Source organism: Caballeronia sp. LjRoot31 (assembly GCF_964253885.1).
Lineage (GTDB): Bacteria > Pseudomonadota > Gammaproteobacteria > Burkholderiales > Burkholderiaceae > Caballeronia.
Window position 1 is genome coordinate 1,713,292 of sequence record NZ_CAXURX020000002.1, and the last position, 24,560, is coordinate 1,737,851.

Consider the following 24,560-nt stretch of genomic DNA (forward strand, 5'->3'; position numbering starts at 1 on the left):
CATGCCGTTCTTTTTTTCGTTTGACCGATTATATTTTACAGTCTATCTTAGACTAATAAGTACATTCTGGAAAACGACATGACGCTATCGACCGAACATTCCGAGTTGCCCGCCTTGTCGCCGGGTGCCTCGCATCGCCTGTTGAAACACACCTTCAAGGGCGTTGGGTCGGTTGGGTCGGTTGGGTCGGTCGGGTCGGAACTCAGCGCTTATATCCAGGCGGGTTTGCATGCGGATGAGTTGCCCGGAATGCTGGTGATCCAGCACCTGCTCGACGCACTGGTCAAGCTGGATAACGCGGGCCGCATCCGCGGACGGATCGTCGTGCGGCCGTTCGCCAACCCCATTGGTCTGGGTCAACGCGTTTTCGGCGCGCATACAGGACGCTTCAATCTCGACAACGGCGAAAACTTCAACCGCCGTTTTCCCGATCTCACCAGCCGAGTGGAAACAGCATTGGCTACCCGCGATATCGGCCATAACGACGTCAAGAGCGCGAAGGCTTTGTTCGCCGATGTGGCGGCAGAACTAACGCCGCTCGACCCCGTTGCCGCCATGAAAGCGGCGCTGCTGACCGAAGCGTTGCAACACGACATCGTGCTGGACCTGCATTGCGACACGGACGGCATCCTGCATCTGTACAGCAATCGCAGCCAGCACACGCAAGCCGTCGCGCTGGCTCGCTGCATGCAGATCAAGGCGGTTTTTCTGGAAGACCGCGCAGGCGGAACGCCCTTCGATGAAGCCATCGCGCAATGCTGGTCCGTGCTTCAACAAGCGGGCGTAGTAGACGAAGAACACACCGCGTTTTGCACATCGGTCGAACTTCGCGGGCAGGCTGACGTGTCAGACGCTTTTGCGCATGCCGATGCCCAAGGCATCCTGCATTACCTCGCTTTGCGCGGCCTGGTGGAGCTGGATCCAAGCAATGACGACGGTTTTCATCCGCTCGCCGAACACGATGTCAGGGTGTTCCCGCTCGAAGGCGTGTCGCATGTACCGGCACCGGCCGGAGGTCTCGTCGCTTATAAGAAGCGCCCCGGCGATACGGTAAAAACCGGCGAGCTTATCGCGGAGATCATTCCGCTGCTTGGCGCAATCGGCGCCGCGCGTCATCCGGTATTCAGCGATGTCGATGGCCTGCTGATCGTGCAGCAATACATGAAGCTCGTGCGCCCCGGCCAGCGGGTTGCTCTGCTCGCAGGCAAAGAAGCGCTGCCTCATCGCAAGACCGGTCAACTGCTTAACGACTTTTAGTTGCGTCCAGGCGCGGGTTTCAACCAAGTCGCGCCAAACACGTTTTCCCTAGCCTTTTTCATTCTTTAAAACGCAGAAGTGAGGATAGCCATGAGGCAAAATGCGTTAAGTGCCATGCTCGCGGTTGCGCTATGTGCGGCGGTGTCCATGTCGGTAGCGGTGCAGGTTCAGGCGAAGGAAATTTCGACCATCCGCTTCGGTGTGGAAGCGGCTTACCCGCCGTTTGAATCGAAGGCGGCGGACGGGCAGTTGCAAGGCTTCGACATCGACCTCGGCAATGCGCTTTGCGCGCAGTTGAAAGCGAAATGCGTGTGGGTGGAGAATGCATTCGACGGGCTGATTCCCGCGTTGCAAGCACGCAAGTTCGACGCGATAGACTCCGCGATGAACATCAACGCGAAACGCAGCGAGCAAATCGATTTTACCCAGCCGCTGTACCGGACGCCCGCTCAACTGGTGGCACGTTCGGGGAGTACCTTGCAGCCCACGGCGGCGTCGCTGGCATCGCATAAGGTGGGCGTACTGCAAGGATCGATTCAGGAGCAATACGCCAAGCAAACGTGGGCCAAGAAAGGCGTGGACGTGGTCAGCTATCAAACCCAGGACCTCGTCTATGCCGACCTGGCCGCAGGCCGCCTGGATGCCACCTTCGTTGACGCGACCGCCGCGAGTCTCGGCTTCCTGAATCAACCTGCGGGTAAAGGGTTTGCTTTTGCCGGGCCAGCGGTCAAGGATGCAACAGTCATTGGCACAGGGGTAGGTATTGGCGTGCGCAAGGGTGACAAGGAACTGGTCGACGCGCTTAACGGCGCGTTTCTGGAACTGAAGCGCAACGGCACTTACCAGAAGTTGTTGAAGAAATACTTTACGGTCGATCTGGCGGTCGACTAAGCCGCACGTGCGGAACATCGCACGACTGTTCCGCACGAATCGACATTGAATCATGACTAAAGCACGTAATTTGAAGATCATCTCCGGAAAAGCCGCTGAGCTCGAGGTGAATCCGTCGTCCAAGCCGCCGTCCAGGCGGGCGGTCAAGCGCAGCGAACCCCGACCGTCAGCCGAGCTGCTGGCGCGCTATAGCGCAATCGCCGACGGCATCGTCTTGCTGTTTCCGCCGTATACGGAAGTCGTCATACACGATCTCAACACGCAAACCGTGGTGCACGTGGCGAACAATCAGTCCAAACGCGAACTGGGCGACGAATCTTCGCTCGACGACATCGAATTCGATCCGGACGAAAGCGTGATCGGTCCGTATGAAAAACTGGGCTGGGACGGCCGCAAGATCCGCTCGGTGAGTATTGTCGTGCGCAGCGATGCAGGTCACGCGATTGGCGTCATGTGCATCAATTTTCATATTGCGGCGCTGGAGCAAGCCAGGCAGGCGCTTGACCTGCTCCTCTCCACCACTCCTCTGCAACCGCAGCCCGAGAAGCTGTTCCAGGACGACTGGCAGGAGCGCGTCAATATCTTTCTCAACCACTGGCTGCAGGAACGCAAGCTCGCGCTGTCCATGCTCACGCGCGAGCACAAGCGCGCGCTCATAGAAGCTCTACATGAGGAAGGCGCGTTCAAGGGCAAGAGCGCGGCTAACTACGTGGCGAAGGTGCTGTCGATCGGCCGCGCCACGGTGTTCAATTATCTGAAGGAACTGAGGGGCAACGAGTGATGAATGATCTGTTTCAACGCATTGAGGAAGCGCATCGCGCCATTCGACCGCAAGTGAGCGTAACGCCGCTTGCGTTCAGTCCGATGTTGTCGAAGGTGACTGGATGCGACGTCTACCTGAAGTGCGAGCATCTGCAGCATACCGGCTCGTTCAAGTTTCGCGGCGCGTCCAACAAGCTGCGCCTGTTGGACGCTGATGCCCGCCGCAACGGCGTGCTCACGGTGTCGAGCGGCAATCATGGTCAGGGCGTGGCGCTCGCCGGCAAGCTTGCGGGCGTGCCCGTCACGGTCTATGCGTCCGCATCCGCAGCGGCAATCAAGCTCGACGCTATTCGTGCGCTGGGCACCGAGGTGGTGACGCTGAACGACACAACGCTGGCCGTCGAACTTGAAGCCGCCCGGCAGGCAAAGGTCCGCGGCATGGCGTTCGTATCGCCTTATAACGATCTCGACGTCATAGCCGGTCAAGGCACGATCGGCATGGAACTGCATGAGCAGGCTACCAATCTGGCCGCGGTGTTCGCCTCAGTCGGTGGCGGTGGGCTAATTTCCGGTATCGGCACAGCGATCAAGACGCTGCTTCCAGGAACCGACGTGATCGGCTGCTGGCCCGCGAATTCGACCGCCTTGTACAGCTCGTTCCAGGCTGGAAAAATAATAGACGTTGAGGAAAGCGAAACAATTTCAGACGGAACCGCGGGCGGTGTGGAACCCGGCTCCGTGACCTTCGATATTGGCCGGGAAGTCATTACCGGCACGGCGCTGGTGACAGAAGAAGAGATCAGGGCTGCCATGAAACTGCTCGCGCAAACCGACCGCTGGATGGTGGAAGGCGCCGCCGGTGTCGCGCTGGCATCCATGCTGAAACTTAGCGCGCAGTATCAGGGCCGGGCGGTGGCCGTGGTGCTTTGCGGACGCAACATCATGCTGAATAAATTCATCGAGGCCGTTAAGTGAAAATCTGGACGAAAGACGAGATCATCGCGCGCTTCAATATGGAACGCGCGGTGCGGATGATAGAGGAAGGTTTCATCGCTTATTCGCGCAAGACCGTCCAGGTGCCGCCGGTCCAGAACTTCCAGTTCGATGCTGCCAATGGCGATTGTTGTGTGAAGTCCGCTTATGTCGACGGTGCAGCAGCTTTCGCGGTCAAGGTATCTACCGGCTTCTACGATAATCCCAGGCAAGGCTTGCCAAGCAACAACGGCCTGATCGTGCTTTTTTCCGCCACGACAGGCGAACCGGTCGCCCTGTTGCAGGATGAAGGCTGGCTCACCTGCGTGCGTACCGCGCTCGCCGGACAGCTCGCCGCACGATTGCTCGCACCGCGCGAGGTGCAGGGGATTGGCATTATCGGCAGCGGCGAGCAAGCGCGGTTGCAGCTTGAATATTTGCAACCGGTGACCGGTTGCCGGGACGTATTCGTATGGGGGCCGAGCGCGAAAAACCGCGAACAATACGTGGAGGAAATGTCGGCACTGGGCTTCAACGTGCGTGCGATGGACTCCGCTGAAGCCGTCGCGGCGAACGCTAACCTGATAGTGACCACAACACCATCGCGCGAACCGCTGCTGCGCTCAGACTGGATCCGCAACGGTACGCATATCACGGCGGTCGGTGCGGACAGCGCGGGCAAGCAGGAACTCGATCCGGCAATCGTTGGGCGTGCCGGGGTGATTGTGGTGGATTCGATCGATCAGTGCAGCAAATACGGCGAAATCTCGCAGGCGTTATGCGCCGGGCTGATTCATGCGAAGCAGTTGCTTGAGCTCGGCACGTTGCTGGACGCGGGCAAGCGTGCTCGCGATGATACCGACCCTGCCCAGATCACTGTAGCTGACCTGACCGGCGTTGCGGTGCAAGACGTGCAGATTGCGGCTAGCGTGGGTGCCTGAACGCTTTGACGCATTGTAATTTCGGCGCGGCCATGCCTCTTGCCGCGATCAACCCGCCGCGCTGAAACTCGTACTGTAATACGGCTGCGATAAGGTCTTCGCCGACCGTATAAGGTCCTCAAGCATGGCCGCTCGCTTGTTCTGATCAGTGTCGCGGCTGGTCATGAAACACAGTGCGGCAACGGCTTGCCCGTTCTTGTCTCGCACGGGCGCCGCCATGCAATATCGAAACGTGTGGGACAGGCCTTCCGTGCAGAAAAACCCTTGTTGCGCGGCACGCTCGACATCGCCCAGGAATTCCGGCACTTCGATTCGCTTGCCGTTGTCGAGCACGAAGTCTTCTTCTGGAATCAGCGCGAGAATCTCATCCGCGCTCAAGTGACCGAGTAGCAAGCGACCAGAAGCAGTCCACGGAATGGGGACCTTCACGCCTATATCCGAACTGATGTTGAACGGGCGCGAGCTGTTTTCCGACAGCACCACGGTGTACTTGTTGCCCTCCAGCATGCAGAGCTGCGCGGTCTCGTCGTGGCTCCGGACAAGGCCAAGGATAGCCAGGTGCGCCCGGCTGATCAGGTCATTGTGCACCGCATAGTCCGACCCGTAATAGTGCATCTCCCGGCCGAAGAACACGCTGCCGTCCGCACCTGCTTCCAGCCAGCCTGCCTCGGTCAGGATCGTCACGAGTTCGTAGATGCTGGAACGCGGCGCACCGGTTGCTTCAATCAGCTCGCGCATGGTCATGGGACGTCGCACGCTGTGCAATTGCTTGAGGATGGAGACGACCCGGTCTACTCCCCTCGCCCTTGAAGATTCCTGTACAGACATGACTCGAACTCCGTCGGCAATATGATTCGCTCTTCCGATCTTCGACCGACGCGAGCTTAGCGCGTGGACGGCGGCAGATCGGTCGCACTCAATGGTCGAGTACCCGATGCAGGAACTGCTGCGTGCGTTCGTTCTGCGGATTCACGAAGATCTGCTCGGGCGCGCCCTGCTCGGCAATCACGCCCTTGTCCATGAACACCACGCGATCCGCCGTCTTGCGCGCGAAACCCATTTCATGCGTGACGACCACCATGGTCATGCCGTCCCGTGCCAAGCCTCGCATGACCTCGGTGACCTCGCCGACCAGTTCCGGATCGAGCGCGGAGGTGGCTTCATCGAAGAACATGATGCCCGGCTCCACGGCCAGCGCGCGTGCAATGGCTACCCGTTGCTGCTGGCCGCCCGACAACTGGCTCGGATAGTGATCGGCACGGTCGGCGAGACCTACGCGGTCCAGCGCGTCCATTGCACGCTTGCGGGCGTCCGCCGGATTCATCTTGCGTGCCTTGATCAAGGCCAGCGAGACATTTCCCAATGCATTCTTGTGCGGGAACAAATTGAACTGCTGAAACACCATGCCTACGTGACCACGAATTTCGCGTGCGCGGCGCGCGTCGTGGAGTGGTACTTCGTTGACCCAGACCTCGCCGGCGTCAGCGGTTTCAAGACCGCTCATGATTCGCAGGACGGTGCTCTTGCCCGAACCGGAAGCGCCAATGAGGACAAGCACTTCGCCCTGGCGCACCTCGAGGTTGATTTGCTTGAGCACCTGTGTCGCACCAAACGACTTGGTGACGCCGCTCAGGTTGATGATGGGCTTGATGAGGGGCTTGACGATAGGTTCGGACGCGATGGCGGTGTTCATGACAACAGGCTCCTTCTTCGATCATGGCGGCGCACCCACCGCGACAGGGGGAAGCACACAATGAAATACAGCGCGGCAACCAGACCATAGATTTCCACCGGCTTGCCGATCCGGTCGACAATCGCCTGACCCTGATGCATCAACTCCGACATGCCGATCATGCTGACAATCGACGTGTCCTTGATGAGGGACAGATACTGTCCGATCAACGGCGGCAGCACGATCTTTCCGGTCTGCGGCAGGATCACCGAAAAGAACGCCTGCGTCTTGCTCAGTCCGAGGATCTGCGAGACTTCCCATTGCCCCTTCTGAACCGATTCAATGCCCGAGCGAAAAACCTCTGCAATATAGGCGCCTTGATAGACGCTCAGCCCGATCACGCCAGCTGCGAATACGTCGATGGCATAACCAAAGTACGACACACCAAAATAGATGAACATCAGCGTGATCAGGACCGGCGTGCCGCGAAACAGCTCGGTGTAGAGCCGGGCAAGCCGTGGCGTACCCCAAGGCCCGAAGGTCCGCAACACGGCCGCCAGCAGCCCGACAAGCGTGCCGCCCACAATGGCCGCTACAGAAAGAACGAGCGTTGTCAGCAGGCCCTGAAGCAGGATGGGTAGACTGGACATCAACAGGTCGATTGTCACGGTCACTCTCCTGTTCCAGCGCTCACACGGCGCCTGAAAAGCAATGGTCGGCGTGCACGTTTTGCCAGCACGAGCGGCGGGTGAAACAGCCGCGCTCCGACCACCCCGGCTACCCACGACAGGAAGTTGCTCAGCACCAGATATGCAATCAGCGTAATCGTGAACGTCTGGATGTACAGCAACGTACGCGCGTTGATCACCGTCGCCATGCCGGTCAGTTCCGGCAATGCGATAGCCGACAGCAGCGAAGTCCCGAGCAGCAACTGGATCAGGTTGTTGACGATCGCGGGATAAACGGCGCGCGCGGCCTGCGGCATGACCACCTCAATGAAGATCTGCGAACGCTCCAGCCCGAGAATGGATGCCGCCTCCAACTGCCCGCGCGGCACGGACTGAATGCCCGCCCTGAACACTTCGGCAAGGTACGCACCCACGTTCACGCCGAGCGCGATCACACCGGCGGAATACGCATTGAGCGTGATGCCCATTGACGGCAGGCCGAAGAAAACAATGAAGATCTGCAGCAGCACCGGCGTGTTGCGAATCACCTCGATATAACAACTCGATATCGCCCGCAGCAGGGTGACGCGCGACGTGCTGGCCAGCGCGGCCAGCAGGCCGAGCAGCATCGCGAGGACGAAGGCCAGCAACGTGACCTGAAGCGTCAGCCACGCCGCCCGGACAAAATCGTTCAGATAGCCCGACAGGGTCACCCATTGATAGCTCATTGCTCCTCCATCTTCTGCCTTGCGCGATGCATGCGGCGTTAGCGCTTCAGTACTGCGGCATCAGTACTGCGGATTCAGCGGGAAACGCGGATCGGCGCCGAACCACTTCTTGTAGAGCTGGGCGTTCAGTTTCGACGCGTTGACCTGGAACAGGAACAGGTTCAGGTAATCGAGCCAGACCTGATCGCCCGCCTTCACACCGAATGCGTTGTATTCAAGCGGAACCAGCGCTTCGTCGGTCACGGTCAACTCGGGGTCGAGCGAAGCCTGATACGCAAGGAAGTTGTTGTCTTCGATCATCGCGTCGGCCTGGCCTTGCTTGACCGCGAGAATAGCTGCTTGCGAACTGTCGAATTCCTGGATCTTCACCTGCATGTTCAGCGCCCGTACTTCGTCGCCGTTCGTCGATCCCTTGACGGTGGCGATCGTGCGGTTGGACATGTCATTGATCGACTTGATGCCGCTGCTCTTCTTGACGAGCAGCGCCTCGCTGGCCACAACGTAGGGATTGGTGAAGCCGATCTCCTTGGCCCGCTCCAGATTGCGCGTGAAATTGCAGAAGACCACGTCGACCTTGCTGGTTTGCAAGTTTGGAATACGGTTGGCGCTCGTCGTATTGACCACTTCCAGCTTCACGCCCATTTGCTTGGCCAGCTCTTTCGCGAGGTCGACGTCGTAGCCGTCGGGCGCACCATCCTTGTTATAAAAACCGAAGGGCGCAAAGCTCAGGCAGTCGCCGACGCGCAGCGTGCCGCGCTGCAAGACCGCCTTCAGCGTGGACTCTGCCGCATCATCCTGAGTTGGGGTGGCAACCTTCGTGCAACCGGCCAGCGTCAACAGACCAGCCACCGCAAATAAACAGGCGATACGTGCGCTTTCTTTGACAAGTCTCATTTGGGTCTCAGCCTTGAAAGTGAAAATGTCAGTTCAGGGACAGACGGCGGCGCCCAGAGAAGATCCTGGATTCAACGCCCTCACCATGCCAGCGCATGGGCCTGCGTAAAACGAGGTTGTGTACGGCCCTGCCCCGCGTGAAAGCGCGGCCAGGCCGGATAGAACGGGTTAAACCGGTTGTCTGATATACCGGAATCATGTCCGGCACAGCAGATGACCGAAGTCTTTCACAGAAAAAAACACGTGGCAATGGGGAATGCCGCTGATCCGAAGCAGCGGTTTTGAGCATCTGGATTCCGTCTTGCATTTTGCTTACTGGCGCGAGCGGTGCGGATAATTCGCAGCGCGGTATGTGCGCGGAACTTGAGTGGCGCGATCTAGGCGATGCTCAGCGTTTCGGTTGGCCGCAGTTAAAGGCCGCAACACAATAATCACGCGTGTGATCGACGGATGCAGGCGTTACGTCCCCGATGCGATGGCCGGCGGTGTCCTCAAGAAGGTCCGTTTTATCTCGGCGGGTGCCGGTACAGGAAGACTGCATCCCAGCCAATATGCTTGGCACTTCTACCTTTTTTAATTGCGGATCGGCTCGGGCTGATGGCGCGGCTCACGGCCAGGTCGGAATGGGCTGGTCTATCGACATTGGCATCTAACCGGCGTTGTCGATACGCCTGCTACATCGGCGCAGGCAGCGAACCCAGCACCTGCTCGAACGCCACGCCAATTGCAAGCAAACGACGATCGCTACCGGTGGGCCCATCGAGCTCAATGCCTACGGGCAAACCTTCGTGCGTCATCCCGGCCGGCAGCGACAAGCCCGGAATTCCCGCGACGCTGGCCGGATCAGTGTTGCGCAGGAATGCAGCCATTTCATCCATCGGCTCACCGCCGTTGATCGACACTTGCGAAGATCCGTTCAAAGTATCGATCGGCACAGCCGGCAGAAGCGTGGTCGGAAACAGCAGCGCATCAAGCGTGTGCGTGGAGAACGTTGTTGCATACAGGTGTTGAAGTTGCGGCCGCAATGTACTCATAGCCACGTCATATTGCGGGCCGAACGTATCGGCGAGAATGGCTTCATACGCGGCGCGTACGTCGGGGCTGGCAATTCGCGCGGCCACTTCAGCGACGGTCTTGACCGGCGCATTATTGGCCATGAGCCACGCGGGAAGGTCCTCAAGCGGTTCGTGCAATGCCACGGCAAAGCTGATCTGCTCACTCAACACGAACAGATCCGGCATGTCGATATGAACGAGTGTCACGCCCGCCGCTTTCAGCCGGTCGAGGGCACCGCGTGCGATGATTTCCAGCCCGTGATCCAGTCCGGCCCAGCAGCATGCAGGAAGGCCGATGCGCAAGTCTCCCAGCGCCACGCCAGGAAGCGGACCGTCGCCGGCCACGACGCCATCCAGCAGCGCGATATCGGCGACGGTGCGTGCCATCGGGCCAACGGTATCGCGTGTGTGGCTGATCGGCACAACCGCGTTTGTATCGTGATAACGACGCTGATCGCCGCCGTTGCCTACCGAAGGACGGAAGCCCGCGATACCGGTCAACGCGGCCGGAATGCGGGTCGAACCGCCCGTATCCGTGCCGAGCCCCGCCGGCACGATACGCGCGGCCACCGCCGCCGCTGTGCCACCGGACGAGCCGCCGGGAATCATCCTGGGGTTATAAGGATTCCGAACGGGTCCTGCGTGGGTGCTCAGATTCGTGCTGGTGATGCCGAGCGCCAGTTCGTGCATATTGGCCTTGCCGAGCAGGATCGCACCGGCGTCGAGCAGTTTTTGCACGGAGGGCGCATGGGTCGACGGGATGAAATTTTCCAGCGCCGGCGTGGCCGCCGACGTCTGCATGCCCGCCGTGTTGATGTTGTCCTTCACCACGACGGGCAGACCAGCGAGAGGAAGCCGGCGTTTCTCATCGGCGGAAAGGGCATCGATACGGTGTGCCGCTTCCAGTGCGCCCTCCGTATTGAGCGCGGTCAGCGCATTGAGCGTGGACACTGCCGCCGCGCGAGCCAGCAAGGTGGCGACGTAGTCGGTGGCCTTGAGGCGCCCCGACTGGATCGCGCTGACGGCTTGAGTCGCCGTGAGCGCGAGTTGTTCATCGACCGTCCATGACATGCTTTCAGTCTCCTGGAGTATGGCGTCAAGACGCCTTTACGCGTGCAATAATTTTTCTTGGAGGCCCTGAAACGAGACCGGCATTCGTGACTTTATAGTCAATAAGCCAGCAAGAAACTCCGATCAACGCACGCAGGGCAACATCGACGGCCGCGGTCAGCCGGTCCTCTTCATGCACGAGCTTATGAGCGCGTGGTCAATAACTCAAGCGCCTATTTTTTGCTTTGCGCCGTTCGGTGCGTCGACGCGAAACCGGATGAAACCGCGAGGTTTTGATAACCTCTGCCGGTCCGTGACGCCTGATACTGCTTTCATCGCGCGTGGCATTCGCGATCAGCGCTCTTTCAATCACACAACAATGAACCTCCGACACTTGCAGGCGTTTGTCGTCCTCGCGGAAGAACTCAACTTCAGCCGCGCGGCGGAGCGGCTGCATGTCGCGCAGCCGGCGCTAAGCCAGCAGATCCGCGCGCTTGAGGCACGTATGGGGACGCAGTTGGTGGACCGTGGCAGCCGGCCGCTGCGGCTCACGGAGGCCGGCAGTTATCTGTGTATCGAGGCGCGCCAGATCCTCGCTTCCTTCGATCAGGCCGCGCTTGGTACCCGCGAGATCGGCCTGGGCATGCGTGGCTGGCTCGGCATCGGCTTCACCCGCTCGGCGATGTACAGCGTGTTGCCGCCCGCACTGAAGTCGTTTCATCGGGATTACCCCAAGGTCGAACTGAAGCTCTTCGAAATGCTCACTGAAGAACAAGCCGATGCGCTGCATGAGACGCGCATTCACATCGGCATCGGCCGGCAGGTTCCGCCCATAGCGGGATGTACTACGTTGCCGCTGCTGCGCGAACGCCTGATGGCCGTGCTCCCGCCGGACCATCCGCTTGCGGGAGAAAAGAAAGTACGGATCACGCAGCTTGCCAACACGCCCCTCGTGCTTTATCCAAAGCACCCGAATGCGCAGTTCTCGCGCTTTGTCGAATCGCTTTATCGCAATGCCGGCATTACGCCACACATCGCGCACCAGGCTTACGAGATCCAGACGGCTATTGCGCTGGTGGCGGCGGGACTCGGTGTGACATTCGTGGGTGAATCGGTCGCGCGGCATGGACGCTCGGATGTCGTGTACCGGCGCCTGACCGGGCCGCTGGCGTCGCAGACCACGACGCTTGCGGCGAGCTTTCGTAGCGACAACAGCTCACCTCATCTGCAAGCGTTTCTTACCTGTTTGTCGCCGGTGGGGAAAGACTTGCCGCAAGATCTGCCGGAACTATAAGAAAATTATTATAAAAGGATAAAAACACGGTCTTGGACGTGCGGCACGGCGGTTCGTACCATGACTTGTCGAATCGTGGGTTCGCACGAACACGGTCATCCCGGACGTGCTTGCGTTGATGTCCGCCATTTGTTGGCAGCCGCCATCGCTATGTAATTCAACCGTAAGTACGCGCATCGTGCCAGATCGTCCGGCGTTGGAATAATGGTTTTCGGATAGCGCCGTCTACCACCGATGTCCGGTTCTCTGCCGGGACCTCGCTTTCTCGCTCCTTTACTTTTTACTTATAAGGTCCTGTCGCTCTTTAGTCGGCATCGGCCGAGGCCGTTAGCAATGCTCAGCGATCGTCGAGTAATGCCGTCGCCGTTCAATCGGCGTTGGGGTGTTTGTGCCCGTTGCATAGGCTGCCGCCTGAAAGGGATTCACGGCTAGGCGAACACGTAAGCACTGGCCGCTGATCGGACACTCGGATCAGCGCGGAATCACCGTAGCAAAAGCAAACCACAACGACGCCCGATCCGACGAGCGCTCTACAGCAGGAGACATTGATGACCGATCCGATCGAAAGCGCAACCATGCGGCGAGTCTACGGCCGCCTCATGCCGTTGCTCTTCGCCATGATGTTCTTCAACTATCTTGACCGGATAAACATCGGCTTTGCCGCACTCGACATGAACAAGCAACTCGGCTTCAGCCCAGCCGTGTTCGGCTTCGCCGGAAGCATTTTCTTCTTCGGCTACATGCTTCTCGAAGTGCCCAGCAACCTGCTGCTCCATCGCGTTGGCGCCCGGCGCTGGATCGCCCGCATCCTGCTGACGTGGGGTGCGGTTGCCGCCGCGACCGCCTTCGTGTCCAACGAGTACAGCTTCTATGTACTGCGTTTCCTGCTGGGCGTCATGGAGGCCGGGTTTCTTCCCGGCGTGGCCGTCTACCTGACGAAGTGGTTCCCGCAGCGTTACCGCGCGCGTGCGGTGGGGGGATACATCATCGCCGGCTCGTTCTCTGCGGTGCTCGGCGGCCCGATTTCGACGGCGCTCATGACCTATGCGAATGGACCGCTCGGTCTGCGGGGATGGCAATGGATGTTCATCATGGAAGGTGTCCCTGCCATGCTCCTTGGTCTCCTGACGCTGCGCCTGATGACCGAGCGCCCTGCTGATGCCGCGTGGCTGAGCGACGCGCAAAAGCAGTGGCTCGAGTCCACGCTGACGAAAGAACGCGAGGCCCTGGGCGCAGACAAGCATTTTTCGATGTTGCGCGTAGCCAGCGACATCCGCGTGTGGAGCCTCGCGTGTTTGTTCGGCTGCGCGCTCGTGGGTGTTTATGGCCTGTTCCTGTGGTTACCGCAGATCGTCAAGAGCCTCGGCAACCTGAGCAACCTCGAGGTGGGTTTCTTGTCCGCCGCCCCGCCGCTTCTCGGTGTCCTCGGCACGCTGCTGATCAGCCGCAGTTCCGACCGGACCGGCGACCGGAAGAAGCATCTCGCGTTCGTATACGGAATGAGCGCGCTCGCTATTGCGGGCAGTGCCTATGCACCGAATCCGGTGATTGCCTATGCGCTCCTGTGCGTAACCGGGCTATTCATCTACGCCGGCAACCCGCTGTTCTGGAGCCTCGCCTCTTCGTTCAGGACCGGCGCTGCCGGCGCCGCGACGATTGCGCTCATCAACACCGTCGCTCAGTTCGGCGGGCTTGTCGGCCCCTGGAGCATCGGGCTCGTCCGCAGTGCCACGGGCAACTTCAAGCTGGCGCTCCTGACGATCGCGGCCTTCCTGGTGGTGGCAACCATCATTGCGCTGGTCATGCGGGTCACGCCTGCAGAAGACGAGACCGACGCACTGCCGGCAGGCGACTCCCGCGCCGGACACCTTCACTGAACCTTGATCTGGAAACCCGCAATGATCATCGACTGTCACGGTCACTATACGACCTCCCCACGCGAACATGAAGCCTGGCGCGCCGCCCAGATAGCAGCGCTCAAAGACGGTACATCCCCCCCGCCGCGTCCCGTCATCACGGATGAACAGATTCGCGACAGCATTGAATCAGGGCAGTTGCGCATTCAACGGGAGCGCGGCACGGATCTGACAATCTTTTCGCCACGGGCGGCCGGCATGGGTCATCACCTGGCCGGCTCCGATGCCAACGCGCACTGGTCGCAGGAAAGCAATGACCTGATTCATCGCGTTTGCCAGATGTTTCCGCGCAACTTCGTGGGTGTCTGCCAGTTGCCGCAAGCGCCCGGGGTATCGCCCGAGAACTGCATTCCCGAGTTGCGCCGCTGTGTCGAGCAGCTTGGTTTTATAGGCTGCAATCTCAACCCGGACCCGTCCGGCGGTTACTGGACCGGACCGCCGCTCACGGATCGCTCGTGGTATCCGCTCTACGAAACAATGGTGGAACTCGACGTGCCTGCCATGATCCACGTGTCGTCGTCGTGCAACCCCAACTTCCATGCGACCGGCGCGCATTACATCAACGGCGACACGTCGGCGTTCATGCAATTGCTCACGGCGGACCTGTTCGCCGATTTTCCGGCCTTGCGCTTCATCATTCCCCACGGCGGCGGTGCCGTGCCTTATCACTGGGGGCGTTATCGCGGGCTCGCTCAGGACATGAAGCGTCCGCTGCTCAAGGATTACCTGCTCAAGAACGTATTCTTCGATACCTGCGTGTACCACCAGCCCGGCACCGACCTGCTGGCGAAAGTGATTCCCGTCGAGAACATCCTGTTTGCGTCGGAGACGATCGGCGCGGTTCAAGGCATCGACCCCGAGACCGGCCACTACTACGACGATACCCGCCGTTATATTGACGCGATCCCGTGGCTCACGCCGGCCGATCGCCAGCGCATCTATGAAGACAACGCGCGAGCTGTGTACGGGCGTTTGTCAAACCAGCTTAATCATCAGTTTTCCTAAAGGAGATGATCGTGACCAATCCACCCGGATGGCGCCGTAACGAGTCGGCCACGCAAGCCAGCCCCGAGATACTGGAGACACTGCGCGGCCTTGCTGTCTCGCTACTCAGTGACAACATGGCACGTGTCAGCGGGACGGTCGGGCTCGTGCCGTATCACCGTGCCAGGCCCATGGCCGGGACGGCGGTGACCGTGCGCACCCGTCCCGGCGACAACCTCGCCATTCATCGCGCATTCGATTTTTGCCGGCCCGGCGACGTGCTGGTGATCGACGGCGGCGGGGATATTACGCAAGCGCTGATGGGCGAAATCATGGCGACCTATGCCGAAAGCCTCGGCGTGCAGGGTCTGGTAATCGACGGCGCAATCCGCGATGTGGGCGCCATTCGCCAACACGACTTCCCGGTCTATGCGCGTGCTGCGACACATCGTGGCCCTTATAAGAACGGTCCTGGCGAGGTCAATGTGACGGTCACTGTCGGCGGCATGGTGGTGCAGCCCGGCGACATCATCGTAGGCGATGAAGACGGTGTCCTTGCGATAGCGCCCGGGGACGTGGCGGCGGTCATCGAAGGGGCGAAGCGGCAGGCGAACAAGGAAGCGGCTGCGTTACGTTCCATTGCCGAGGGTCATTTCGATCGCGAGTGGATCGGTCCGCAGGAGACGAAGATGATGGGGGGCTAGTGTCGGGGTGGTCGGTTCTGGGGTTAGTGGTCAGGGGTCAATGCCGGGTTGGTGCTTTCGGCGTTAGTGGTCAGGGGTCAATGCCGGGTTGCTGCTTTCAGTGTTAGTGGTCGGGGTCAGTGCCAGGTTGCTGCTTTCAGTGTTAGTGGTCGGGGTCAGTGCCGGGTTGCTGCTTTCAGTGTTAGTGGTCGGGGTCAGTGCCGGGTTGCTGCTTTCAGTGTTAGCGGTCGGAGTCAGTGCCGGGTTGCTGCTTTCAGTGTTAGTGGTGTGCGTGAGTCGGATTTTCTCTTTATCACTATTAGCCACTGTGCGTGGCGGCACGTCATTTCTTTGTCCAAAGCGACAAAGAAACGAAGCAAAGAAAACGCTTTCAACCACGCTACCCTAAGTGTCCACAGCGTGCAGTTTTCATTCATAGGTGCCCCAAAAGCACGGTGCTCGCCAGAACCACCGATGTGTGAACCCCTCCTTCTCGCGAATCCTGACACGAACACGCTTCGCCCCGTACGCTCTCGGGCAAGCACCATTGCTAAGGAACCCGCACGGCCTTACGCGTTTTTTGGGGTGGCTGCTTGGTCGGCTCGCTTTTTTCGTGGTCACAGCTTGATCCACAGCAGCTCGACGTGACGCGTATTTACTGCCTCAATCTTTGATGAGTTGGCTACGCGGCCTACACCGTTATTTTCGTCGGTTACGGCCTTACATACTTTGGGGCTTTATTACTTGGTAGGTTGGCGGCGTGGTTCGAGACGCGTACACATTTGGAGGTTAGTCGTCCGCGGATAGCGCGGGGTGCCCCTTGGGCAGGTTCAATCACTGGTGGCGAAGCGTGTGGGTATCGGTGTTCGGAGAAGGAGGGGTTCACACATCCGTGGCTCTGGCGAGCACCGTGCTTTTGGGGCACCCATGAATGAAAACTGCACGCTGTGGACACTTAGGGTAGCGTGGTTGAAAGCGTTTTCTTTGCTTCGTTTCTTTGTCGCTTTGGACAAAGAAATGACGTGCCGCCACGCACAGTGGCTAATAGTGATAAAGAGAATATCCGACTCACGCAGACCACTAACACTGAAAGCAGCAACCCGGCACTGACCCCGACCGCTAACCCCGGAACCGACCAACCCAGCATCAACCCCCGACCACTAGCCCCAGAACCGACCAACCCCAACATCAACCCCGCCCCCCAACATCGCCCCGCCCCACCCCTCCCCGCAACCTCCGCAACGTCTCCGACGGCAACTCACCAAACTGCTCACGATAATCATTCGAGAAATGGCCGAAGTGCCAGAAGCCCCAACGAGTTGCCGCGTCAGTGACCGACCCGGCACGCAGCAAGTCCTTCCGAACACGATCAAGCCTGATGGCACGCAGATACGACGCCGGATTGGTACCAAGAATTTCATCGAATGCATACTGAACCGTGCGCCGGCTGACACCCAGCCGCAAACACAGGTCAGCAACCGACAGCGGGCAATCCGCCGATGCCTCCACCAGTTCGCGCACGGCGCCAACCAGCTTCCAGTTGCGCAACGGTCCCGTACGCATGTCGACCTCGCCAACATCGAGCAGCAAATCAGATAGCCCCACAATCACCGACCGTTCAAAACTCGCGCACACGCTCGCGTCGGCGAGTGACGACGGTGAGGACGTGACCGTGTCCAGCAGACCCGCCAGCGTGCTCCTGAACGCCTGCAACCGGACAGGATCGGCATTGAGCACCCCCGGTTGATTGCCAAGCGCTTGTTGGACGTTGTCCATGGCAAGCCGAAGCAGCGGGTCAGAGAGCTCCAGCGGCGCTATCTCCAGATTCACGACCACATGTTTGTCGGGCGATAAAAACTCGAATCCTCCAGGCCCGGAGAAAACATGCAGCCCGTCAAGATGACTCACCTGACCGCACAGCAACGCGTGGCCTTCGAGCTGGAACGGAATGCCCACGGCGATCCGGGAAACATCCACGCAACCGCGCTGGTACACCGTCCGGTTCATCCGTTCGACGAGAATACGCACCGCGCCCGCATGCACGGAACTGACCGAGCCGTCGAAAGCGCCCCGCGAGATCTGGCAGTAGGTCTGGTTCCAGCTTTCGAGCAGCCGCGCCTGCTCGTCAATGCTCCGGCAGCAATGGATATCGACGGCCGGACGCACCGGTTGGACCGCTTGCATAAAATCTCCTTGGCGGACGGTACGCGTCAAAAAAGTGTAAACGACCAAAAAACCACCAAAATTCCTTGCCGGTCATTCTGACCATTCTGCCCCACGCCGAGCGCCACGGTAAGCGCCGCGCGTACGCGCGCCCATCGCTGAAAACCCTGCCCGGAGCGCCTTTGAGTCTCGGCACGATGCCGTTCGCAGTTTTTTCGCGGTCTATCCCGCTCCATTGCCAATTTCGGATAGTGCGTAAATTGTGTCGAGCCTAGCCTAAATAAAGGATAAACAACGAGAGGTCAGGAATGGGCAAATCCGAGTCTGTTGGCGGAAAACTCGCGGGCAAGATCGCGATCGTGTCGGGCGGGGCCACCGGCTGCGGCGGCGCGGCCTCCGTGCTGTTCGCCAAGGAGGGCGCGCAGGTCGCGGTCGTCGATATCAACGCGGACGCCGGCACGCAGGTCGTGGCGCAAATTCGCGAGAACGGCGGCGTGGCGGAGTTCTTCAAGGCGGATGTCGCGAAGACCGATCAGGTAGAAACCGCCGTAGCGCGGATCGCCGAGCGCTTCGGCACGATCGATGTGCTGTTCAATCACGCGGGCAGCATCGTCGTCAAACCGTTCCTCGATACCACCGACGAAGACTACCAGTGGCTCATGGACGTCAACGTCAAGAGCATGTTCACGATGACCCGCGCCGTACTGCCGCATATGCTTGAGGCGGGCGGCGGCTCGATTGTCTGCACGGCGTCGATCTCGTCGACAGCGGCCACGCCGCTCGAAGTGCTCTATTGCACGACCAAGGGCGCGTGCGCGATGTTCGCGCGGGCGATTGCCGTGGAGTATCGCGAGCGTGGAATTCGTTGCAATGCGGTGTGCCCTGGGTTCATCGATACCCCGCACGGGCAGCGTGAAATCGCCGCGCTCGCGCAATACGGTTTCGATGCAAGCGAAGCGGCGCTCTCGCTTCAGCAGGGCCGTCTTTGTGCGCCCGAGGAAGTCGCCAAGGCGGCGCTCTTTCTCGCCAGCGACGACGCCAGTTTCATCAACGGAGCGCATCTCTACGTCGATAACTGCTTTACCGCCGCGTGAGTTAGCGGCTTCATCCACGTCTACCCAGCAGCCTCAGCCATAAGGATCGACCATCATGGACATCAATACGGCAGTTCCGCCGCCCGCGAGCGCGGATAGCGACGTTTCATTGCTGCACAAAATGGGGTATGCGCAGGAACTCTCCCGCCGCATGGGTGCGTTCTCGAACTTCGCCGTATCGTTCTCGCTTATCTGCATCCTGTCTGGCGGGATCACCTCGTTCCAGCTTGGACTTAGCGCGGCCGGCGGTGCCTCGATCGGACTGGGCTGGCCGCTCGGCTCCGTTTTCGCGCTGGTGGTTGCGGCCGCGATGGCGCAGATCGCCTCGTCTTATCCGACGGCCGGCGGCCTGTATCACTGGAGCTCAATCCTGGGCGGCAAGACCTGGGGCTGGCTCACCGCCTGGTTCAATTTGCTGGGCCTAGTGTTCGTGGTTGCCGCCATTAACTTCGGTACGTGGGACCCGTTCTTTCGCACCCTCATCGCACCGATGTTCGGCGTCAAGCCCGAGTCACTCGGCTGGTGGCATCAGACCATATTTCTGACGTTGATCACCGCGTCGCAGGCTTTCCTGAATCACCGTGGGATCCGGATCGCCAGCAAGATCACCGATGTGTCGGGCTACCTGATCTTTGTCGTCACAGTGATCCTGGTCGCGTCGTTGGTGATCTATTCACCGGTCAAGGTGGACTTTTCGCGGCTCGTGACCTTCAAGAATTTCACCGGCGTGGATGGCGGACAATGGCCCGCGCAAACCATGGCAATGGCCTTCCTCTCGGGGCTGCTGCTGACCGCCTATACGATCACTGGTTTCGATGCGTCCGCGCACACGTCCGAGGAAACTCACGATGCCGCGCGCAACGTGCCGCGTGGGATCGTCAAGTCGGTTCTGTGGTCAACTTTGTTCGGGTATGTGCTGGTCTGCTCGTTCGTGCTCGTGATGCCGGACATTGGCGCGGCGATCAAGCAGGGCACCGGATTCTTTGAAGCGATCCTCGCGCCGATTCCAGGACCGCTGCGGATCGTGATCGAGTTGCTGCTGTTTTTTATCAACTACGTGTGCGGACTGGCCGCGGTGACATCGACGTCGCGAATGATGTTTGCGTTCGCACGTGACGGTGGCCTGCCCGGGTCGAAGTTCCTGCGCAAGGTCAATGCGCACCGCACGCCGGGTACTGCGATCTGGGTGTCGGCAGTGCTCGCCATTGTCATCACTTTATACGGCGATGCCTTCTCGGTATTGAGCGCAGGCAGCGCGGTGTTTCTGTTCATCTCGTACGCCATGCCGGTCGCGGCAGGGATCTTTGCCGAAGGCAAGACGTGGACCGAGAAAGGCCCCTTCCAGCTGGGAATGTGGTCGAAGCCGTTTGCTGTTGCGGCGGTTATCGGTGCGTTGATTCTTGCTTACGTGGGCATACAACCGCCGAATGAAAAAGTGATTTATGTGATTGTCGGCTTGCTCGCGGTGCTGATGCTGATCTGGTACGGCGCAGGTGTGCGCAAGAGTTTTGCCGGGCCGCCAGTAGGCAATCTGTCAAAGGAACGGCGGGAGAAGATTGTCGGGCTTGAAGCGCAGCTGGAAGAGAACGTGGAGTAAGTTTTCGCTCGCGCCGGTGAACGGATTAACGTTCCACCGGCGCGAAGCCATCACACCGTCCGACGCCTGTCGAACGACCTGATAAACAAGGCGTTATCCGCAGCGTTCCCAACGCTGACTCGCATGCAGTTTTCATAACCCGGTTCGCGCCAGGGCTTCACAATCACCCCATCTTCCAGCATCTTTCCAGCAAGCTCGGCGGCATCTTCACCACAATCAAAGAACAGGAAATTCGCGCGTGAACGTGCCGGATTTACACCCAGCCCGACCAACGCAGCGCACATCCAGTCACGACCGGCGCGGGCATCAGCAACACTGGCCGCAACATGCGCCTGATCGCCAAACGCCACGGCTGCCGCCTGCTGTGCAATCTGGTTGATATTGAATGGCGTACGCACGCGGTTCATCAGTCCGGCGAGTTCAGGCGCTGACGCCACCCCGTATCCCACCCGCAACCCCGCCAGTCCATAAGCCTTCGAAAAGGTGCGCAGCAACAGCCAAGGCAAACCTGAGTCACGCAACACAGCAAGACTGTCCGGGTAACCGTCTTCGTCGGAGGCGTATTCGAAATAAGCCTCGTCCCACAGCACCAGCGTCTCCGGCGACGCCGCGCTCAATAACCGACGCATTTCAGCAGTATCCATCGCGCAGCCGACCGGATTACTAGGATTACTAATAATCAACATGCGCGTACGCGGCGAAATGGCAGCGATCAGCGCATCGACATCGAATTCGAAGTCCGACCGCATCGGTACTGTGACCACCTTCGCCCCAACGCTCTGCGGATAGATGATGTGCAAGCCAAACGACGGGATCACGGTGATCACTTCGTCACCGGGCGCGAGGAACGTGTGGGCTGCAATGGCGAGCAAATCCTCGGAGCCGTTGCCGAACAACAACTGCTCCGGATCGACCGCGAGCCGCTCGGCAATCAGCGCACGCAACGCGCTGCACGAAGGATCGGGATAAAGCGCGAGCGTGCCGACCGTAGTGAACTCGGCAAGATGCGCAAGCACAGCCGCGCTCGCGCCACGTGGATTTTCATTGCTGCCGAGCTTGGCGACATGCGAGACGCCATAACGCGCCCGCACGAATTCCGCCGACAACCCCGCGTTGTAAGCAGGCAGGCCGCGCACTTCAGCACGCAGGTTTTCTATAAAAGCGGTCACGCTCATTGAGTTCCTTGTTCGTTTCGAGCGTCTTAATCGCCCGCGGCAGGCAGCACCTTGCCGGGATTGAGAATGCCGTGCGGATCAAGGGCATGCTTGATCGCCTGCATGCAAGCAAGTTCGGCGGGACTGCGCGAGTAGCCCAGGAACGGCCGCTTGAGCACACCAATGCCGTGTTCCGCCGATATGGACCCGCTATAGTCGCGAACCATGCCGTACAGTGCGTGGTCGACCTCTTCCACCGTCACACCGGGAATCGAACGGGCATCGAGCGTGACATGCAGGTTCGAGTCGCCGATGTGACCGAAATACAAACCGTAATGCGTCGGCCAGCGCGCAGTAAAGTCCTTGCGGCAGGCATCGACGAAATGACCGATCTCGCCTATGGGCAGGCTCACATCGAAATTGATCGGCTCGATCTGCACCGGCAACTCGGCCGTCGCCTCGCGAATCGCCCACAACGCCTGAGTCTCCGCCTGCGACTGTGCGACAACCGCATCCATCACCACGCCCGCTTCGAGCTGTGCGTTGAGTGCCGCGGCGAACCGCTCGCCATGATCGTCGGAGAACCCGGCCTGTTCGATCAATGCGTAAAGCGGGTACGCCTGACCAAGCGGCGATTGCCGGGAGCGTGTCAGCGCAACACCAAAGTCATAGAACTCCGGCCACATGATTTCGAACGCACCGATTTCATCGCCGAAGGTGGCTTGCAGTGATCTCAGCAACGCGACCGCGCCGTCGTAATCCTTCAGTGCGCACAGCGCCGTATTGCGCGCGGCGCGGCGTGGTTTCAAACGTAATACTGCACGCGTGATCACTCCGAGCGTTCCCTCCGAACCGATGAACAGGTTGCGCAGGTCATAGCCCGTATTGTTCTTGACCATCTTGTTCATGGAACTGAGTACGCTGCCGTCGGCCAGCACGGCTTCAAGTCCGAGCACCTGGTCGCGGGCCGTGCCGGACTGCAGCACGCGCACGCCGCCCGCGTTCGTAGCGAGGTTGCCACCGATCTGACACGAGCCGCGCGCACCAAGGTCCAGCGCAAATTCAAACCCCGCTTCCTGCGCAGCGTCCTGCACGGTTTGCAAGGTGGTACCGGCAAGCACCGTCATGGTCGCCGCCGCACGATCAACCTCTTCGATGCCCACCAGCCGTTCGAGAGACAGGCAGATATCGCCGCCGGAAGGAATGGCGCCGCCCGCCAGTCCAGTCATGCCGCCCTGCGGCACAACGCTCTGACGCGCTTCGTTGCACAGGCGCAGCACGGTGGCGACTTCGTCCGTCGAACGCGGCAGCACGACCGCTAGCGGCGGCACTGGCGAGCGGCCACTCCAGTCGCCGAGATAGCGTGGTTCGATGGCATCGCCGAACCGCACGGACCCGGCGCCAAGTGCATCAATCAGCGTTTGTACTATTGCTTTCATGGTTTGCTCAGTCATTCGCGCGCTTCTTTCTGCTTCTTTCTATAACCCATGGAATCGTTGATCCGCCCCAGGATGTAATCGCCCGCAGCCACCGGTTCATACAGCGGCTGCACGCCTTCAAGACCAAGATCGCGCGGGTCCACGCTTGCGCCATAAGTCGGATCGTAGAAGGTCGCGATCGAATATCGCTCCTGCCCGGAGCGATTGATTACGCGATGCAGCGTCGAACGAAAGCGATCGTTCGACCAGCGCGCAAGCAGGTCGCCGACGTTCACCACCAGTGTTCCCGGAATGGGCGGCGCGTCAATCCAGCTATCGGTTGCAAGCTCCTTCACCTGCAAGCCGCCCACGTTGTCCTGCCACAACAACGTGATGCAGCCGTAGTCCGTATGCGGCGCCACACCGAACTGATCCGCGTCCGACTTGGGCGCTTGCGGCGGGTAATAGACCATCTGCGTGCGCTGCATGCGCTTCGTGTATTTACTCACGAAAAACATTTCGTCGATATCCAGGCTCACCGCGACCGCGCGCAACAAATCCGCGCCGCACGCACCGATCGCTTCGTAGTACGCATAAAGTTCCGGTTGCAGCGAAGGCATGAAGTCAGGCCAATTGTTCGGGCCGCGCAGCGCTTCACCGGCAAGCACGCTCGGATCGTCTTCCGGCAACTCCAGGCCGATGCTGAAAAACTCCTTGTAGTCAGGTTTGGTGGCCTGATACATGACGGCGTCGCCAAGCGCATTAAAGCCGCGATGCCGATGATTCACCGCGGCGCGCCGCTTCACTTCCGGTGGATACGCAAAGAATTCGCGTGCCGCTTTCACCGCGCCTTCGAGCACATCGGTCGGCACGCCGTGATTGCTGACGTAGAAGAAACCGATGCTCCTGCATGCGTCGCGGATCGCGGCGGCGGCATCGCGCAAGCCGGCGGGATCCAATGCACGAACGGCCGCCAGATCGACGACGGGGATGTGAGAAGTCGAGGTCATCCAGGTTGCTCCGAAGTTTCATCGCCGTCTATACCGTGCAGGCCTCCGCACGTTGCGACGGGCATCACGTCAAACCAGCGCAAGATGCGCCGCCAACTCAAAAACCGTGCTGCCGCGCGCCACCATGCAATGTCTGCGCGCGACCCGTCGTGACCGGCGCCGCGCTGCCCCGACTTGGCCGCAAGCGTCTGCGGGTAAGCCATGAGTGCCTGCGGGAAACCAGATCAAGTGTCTGTATATACCGCCAATTAGCCAAATGCAACCCGGCGTTTTCGCGAAGTCCGTCAGCCTTGAAATGGTGCGGCGAGAAGTATTTTTGACGCGCTTGGCAATGCGAATTGACGGTATATACTGACT

General features: G+C 59.9%; 22 protein-coding genes. 11 read left to right on the forward strand and 11 right to left on the reverse strand.

All coding sequences use genetic code 11. The features are described from left to right. Positions 1 to 78: 78 nt before the first annotated feature. The 5 genes from ACSQ8V_RS26065 (at position 79) to ACSQ8V_RS26085 (ending at position 4,823) form a co-directional block, all read left to right on the forward strand. On the forward strand, positions 79 to 1,257 hold the full coding sequence (locus ACSQ8V_RS26065; RefSeq protein ID WP_436207611.1) for a succinylglutamate desuccinylase/aspartoacylase family protein: 1,179 nt from the start codon (positions 79 to 81) through the stop codon (positions 1,255 to 1,257). Positions 1,258 to 1,347: 90 nt separating this feature from the next. Continuing rightward, the gene (locus tag ACSQ8V_RS26070) at positions 1,348 to 2,148 is read left to right on the forward strand and encodes an ABC transporter substrate-binding protein (protein ID WP_436207612.1); all 801 of its coding nucleotides are present in this window, start codon (positions 1,348 to 1,350) and stop codon (positions 2,146 to 2,148) included. Positions 2,149 to 2,200: 52 nt separating this feature from the next. Continuing rightward, positions 2,201 to 2,929: a helix-turn-helix transcriptional regulator gene (locus ACSQ8V_RS26075; RefSeq protein WP_436207613.1), complete on the forward strand. Its 729-nt coding sequence runs from the start codon at positions 2,201 to 2,203 to the stop codon at positions 2,927 to 2,929. Next, the gene (locus ACSQ8V_RS26080; RefSeq protein WP_436207614.1) at positions 2,929 to 3,885 is read left to right on the forward strand and encodes a threonine/serine dehydratase; all 957 of its coding nucleotides are present in this window, start codon (positions 2,929 to 2,931) and stop codon (positions 3,883 to 3,885) included. The genes ACSQ8V_RS26075 and ACSQ8V_RS26080 overlap by 1 nt, the downstream gene beginning before the upstream one ends. Then, on the forward strand, positions 3,882 to 4,823 hold the full coding sequence (locus tag ACSQ8V_RS26085) for an ornithine cyclodeaminase family protein (protein WP_436207615.1): 942 nt from the start codon (positions 3,882 to 3,884) through the stop codon (positions 4,821 to 4,823). The genes ACSQ8V_RS26080 and ACSQ8V_RS26085 overlap by 4 nt, the downstream gene beginning before the upstream one ends. A gap of 48 nt (positions 4,824 to 4,871) precedes the next feature. On the opposite strand, the gene ACSQ8V_RS26090 is transcribed toward ACSQ8V_RS26085, so the two are convergent. The 6 genes from ACSQ8V_RS26090 to iaaH form a co-directional block, all read right to left on the reverse strand. Next, positions 4,872 to 5,651 carry an IclR family transcriptional regulator gene (locus tag ACSQ8V_RS26090; RefSeq protein WP_436207616.1) on the reverse strand — a complete coding sequence of 260 codons (780 nt, stop codon included), beginning with the start codon at positions 5,649 to 5,651 and terminating at the stop codon, positions 4,872 to 4,874. Between the two features lie 88 nt (positions 5,652 to 5,739). Next, complete coding sequence (locus ACSQ8V_RS26095; RefSeq protein ID WP_436207617.1) at positions 5,740 to 6,516, reverse strand: amino acid ABC transporter ATP-binding protein; 777 nt, start codon at positions 6,514 to 6,516, stop codon at positions 5,740 to 5,742. Further along, positions 6,513 to 7,163, reverse strand: a complete 651-nt coding sequence (locus tag ACSQ8V_RS26100; protein ID WP_436207618.1) for an amino acid ABC transporter permease — start codon at positions 7,161 to 7,163, stop codon at positions 6,513 to 6,515. Before ACSQ8V_RS26100 ends, ACSQ8V_RS26095 begins: the two co-directional genes overlap by 4 nt. Positions 7,164 to 7,165: 2 nt before the next feature. Continuing rightward, positions 7,166 to 7,891, reverse strand: coding sequence for an amino acid ABC transporter permease (locus tag ACSQ8V_RS26105; RefSeq protein ID WP_436207619.1), 726 nt, complete (start codon positions 7,889 to 7,891; stop codon positions 7,166 to 7,168). A 60-nt stretch (positions 7,892 to 7,951) separates the two neighbouring features. Next, positions 7,952 to 8,785, reverse strand: coding sequence for a transporter substrate-binding domain-containing protein (locus ACSQ8V_RS26110; protein WP_213765683.1), 834 nt, complete (start codon positions 8,783 to 8,785; stop codon positions 7,952 to 7,954). A 674-nt stretch (positions 8,786 to 9,459) separates the two neighbouring features. Then, positions 9,460 to 10,911: an indoleacetamide hydrolase gene (gene iaaH, locus ACSQ8V_RS26115; RefSeq protein ID WP_436207620.1), complete on the reverse strand. Its 1,452-nt coding sequence runs from the start codon at positions 10,909 to 10,911 to the stop codon at positions 9,460 to 9,462. A gap of 358 nt (positions 10,912 to 11,269) precedes the next feature. Between iaaH and ACSQ8V_RS26120 the strand changes: the two genes are divergently transcribed. From ACSQ8V_RS26120 to ACSQ8V_RS26135, 4 genes are all read left to right on the forward strand, one after another. Then, on the forward strand, positions 11,270 to 12,184 hold the full coding sequence (locus ACSQ8V_RS26120) for a LysR family transcriptional regulator (protein ID WP_436207621.1): 915 nt from the start codon (positions 11,270 to 11,272) through the stop codon (positions 12,182 to 12,184). 548 nt (positions 12,185 to 12,732) lie between these two features. Beyond that, the gene (locus tag ACSQ8V_RS26125; protein WP_436207622.1) at positions 12,733 to 14,061 is read left to right on the forward strand and encodes an MFS transporter; all 1,329 of its coding nucleotides are present in this window, start codon (positions 12,733 to 12,735) and stop codon (positions 14,059 to 14,061) included. A gap of 21 nt (positions 14,062 to 14,082) precedes the next feature. Continuing rightward, entirely contained in the window at positions 14,083 to 15,105 is a 1,023-nt protein-coding gene (locus tag ACSQ8V_RS26130) for an amidohydrolase family protein (RefSeq protein WP_213765679.1), read from the forward strand. Between the two features lie 11 nt (positions 15,106 to 15,116). After that, positions 15,117 to 15,788, forward strand: a complete 672-nt coding sequence (locus ACSQ8V_RS26135) for an RraA family protein (RefSeq protein WP_436184529.1) — start codon at positions 15,117 to 15,119, stop codon at positions 15,786 to 15,788. Between the two features lie 1,167 nt (positions 15,789 to 16,955). Here ACSQ8V_RS26135 and ACSQ8V_RS26140 read toward each other — a convergent pair. After that, positions 16,956 to 17,951 (reverse strand): helix-turn-helix domain-containing protein, encoded by a 996-nt coding sequence (locus ACSQ8V_RS26140; protein WP_436207623.1) that lies wholly within the window; start codon positions 17,949 to 17,951, stop codon positions 16,956 to 16,958. Between the two features lie 287 nt (positions 17,952 to 18,238). Between ACSQ8V_RS26140 and ACSQ8V_RS26145 the strand changes: the two genes are divergently transcribed. Together ACSQ8V_RS26145 and ACSQ8V_RS26150 are read left to right on the forward strand one after the other, a co-directional pair. Next, positions 18,239 to 19,024 carry an SDR family NAD(P)-dependent oxidoreductase gene (locus ACSQ8V_RS26145; protein ID WP_436184531.1) on the forward strand — a complete coding sequence of 262 codons (786 nt, stop codon included), beginning with the start codon at positions 18,239 to 18,241 and terminating at the stop codon, positions 19,022 to 19,024. A gap of 55 nt (positions 19,025 to 19,079) precedes the next feature. Further along, positions 19,080 to 20,621: an amino acid permease gene (locus ACSQ8V_RS26150; protein ID WP_436184532.1), complete on the forward strand. Its 1,542-nt coding sequence runs from the start codon at positions 19,080 to 19,082 to the stop codon at positions 20,619 to 20,621. 50 nt (positions 20,622 to 20,671) lie between these two features. Here the strand turns inward: ACSQ8V_RS26150 and hisC are convergent, their stop codons facing one another. The 4 genes from hisC to ACSQ8V_RS26170 are packed head-to-tail and all read right to left on the reverse strand — an operon-like array spanning position 20,672 to position 24,406. Next, the gene (hisC, locus tag ACSQ8V_RS26155) at positions 20,672 to 21,796 is read right to left on the reverse strand and encodes a histidinol-phosphate transaminase (protein ID WP_436207624.1); all 1,125 of its coding nucleotides are present in this window, start codon (positions 21,794 to 21,796) and stop codon (positions 20,672 to 20,674) included. Between the two features lie 26 nt (positions 21,797 to 21,822). Next, a complete protein-coding gene (locus ACSQ8V_RS26160; RefSeq protein WP_436207625.1) occupies positions 21,823 to 23,229 on the reverse strand; it encodes an FAD-binding oxidoreductase in 1,407 nt (468 codons plus the stop codon). After that, complete coding sequence (locus ACSQ8V_RS26165) at positions 23,226 to 24,203, reverse strand: isopenicillin N synthase family dioxygenase (protein ID WP_436207626.1); 978 nt, start codon at positions 24,201 to 24,203, stop codon at positions 23,226 to 23,228. Before ACSQ8V_RS26165 ends, ACSQ8V_RS26160 begins: the two co-directional genes overlap by 4 nt. Next, positions 24,200 to 24,406 carry a hypothetical protein gene (locus tag ACSQ8V_RS26170; protein ID WP_436207627.1) on the reverse strand — a complete coding sequence of 69 codons (207 nt, stop codon included), beginning with the start codon at positions 24,404 to 24,406 and terminating at the stop codon, positions 24,200 to 24,202. The genes ACSQ8V_RS26165 and ACSQ8V_RS26170 overlap by 4 nt, the downstream gene beginning before the upstream one ends. Positions 24,407 to 24,560: the final 154 nt, after the last annotated feature.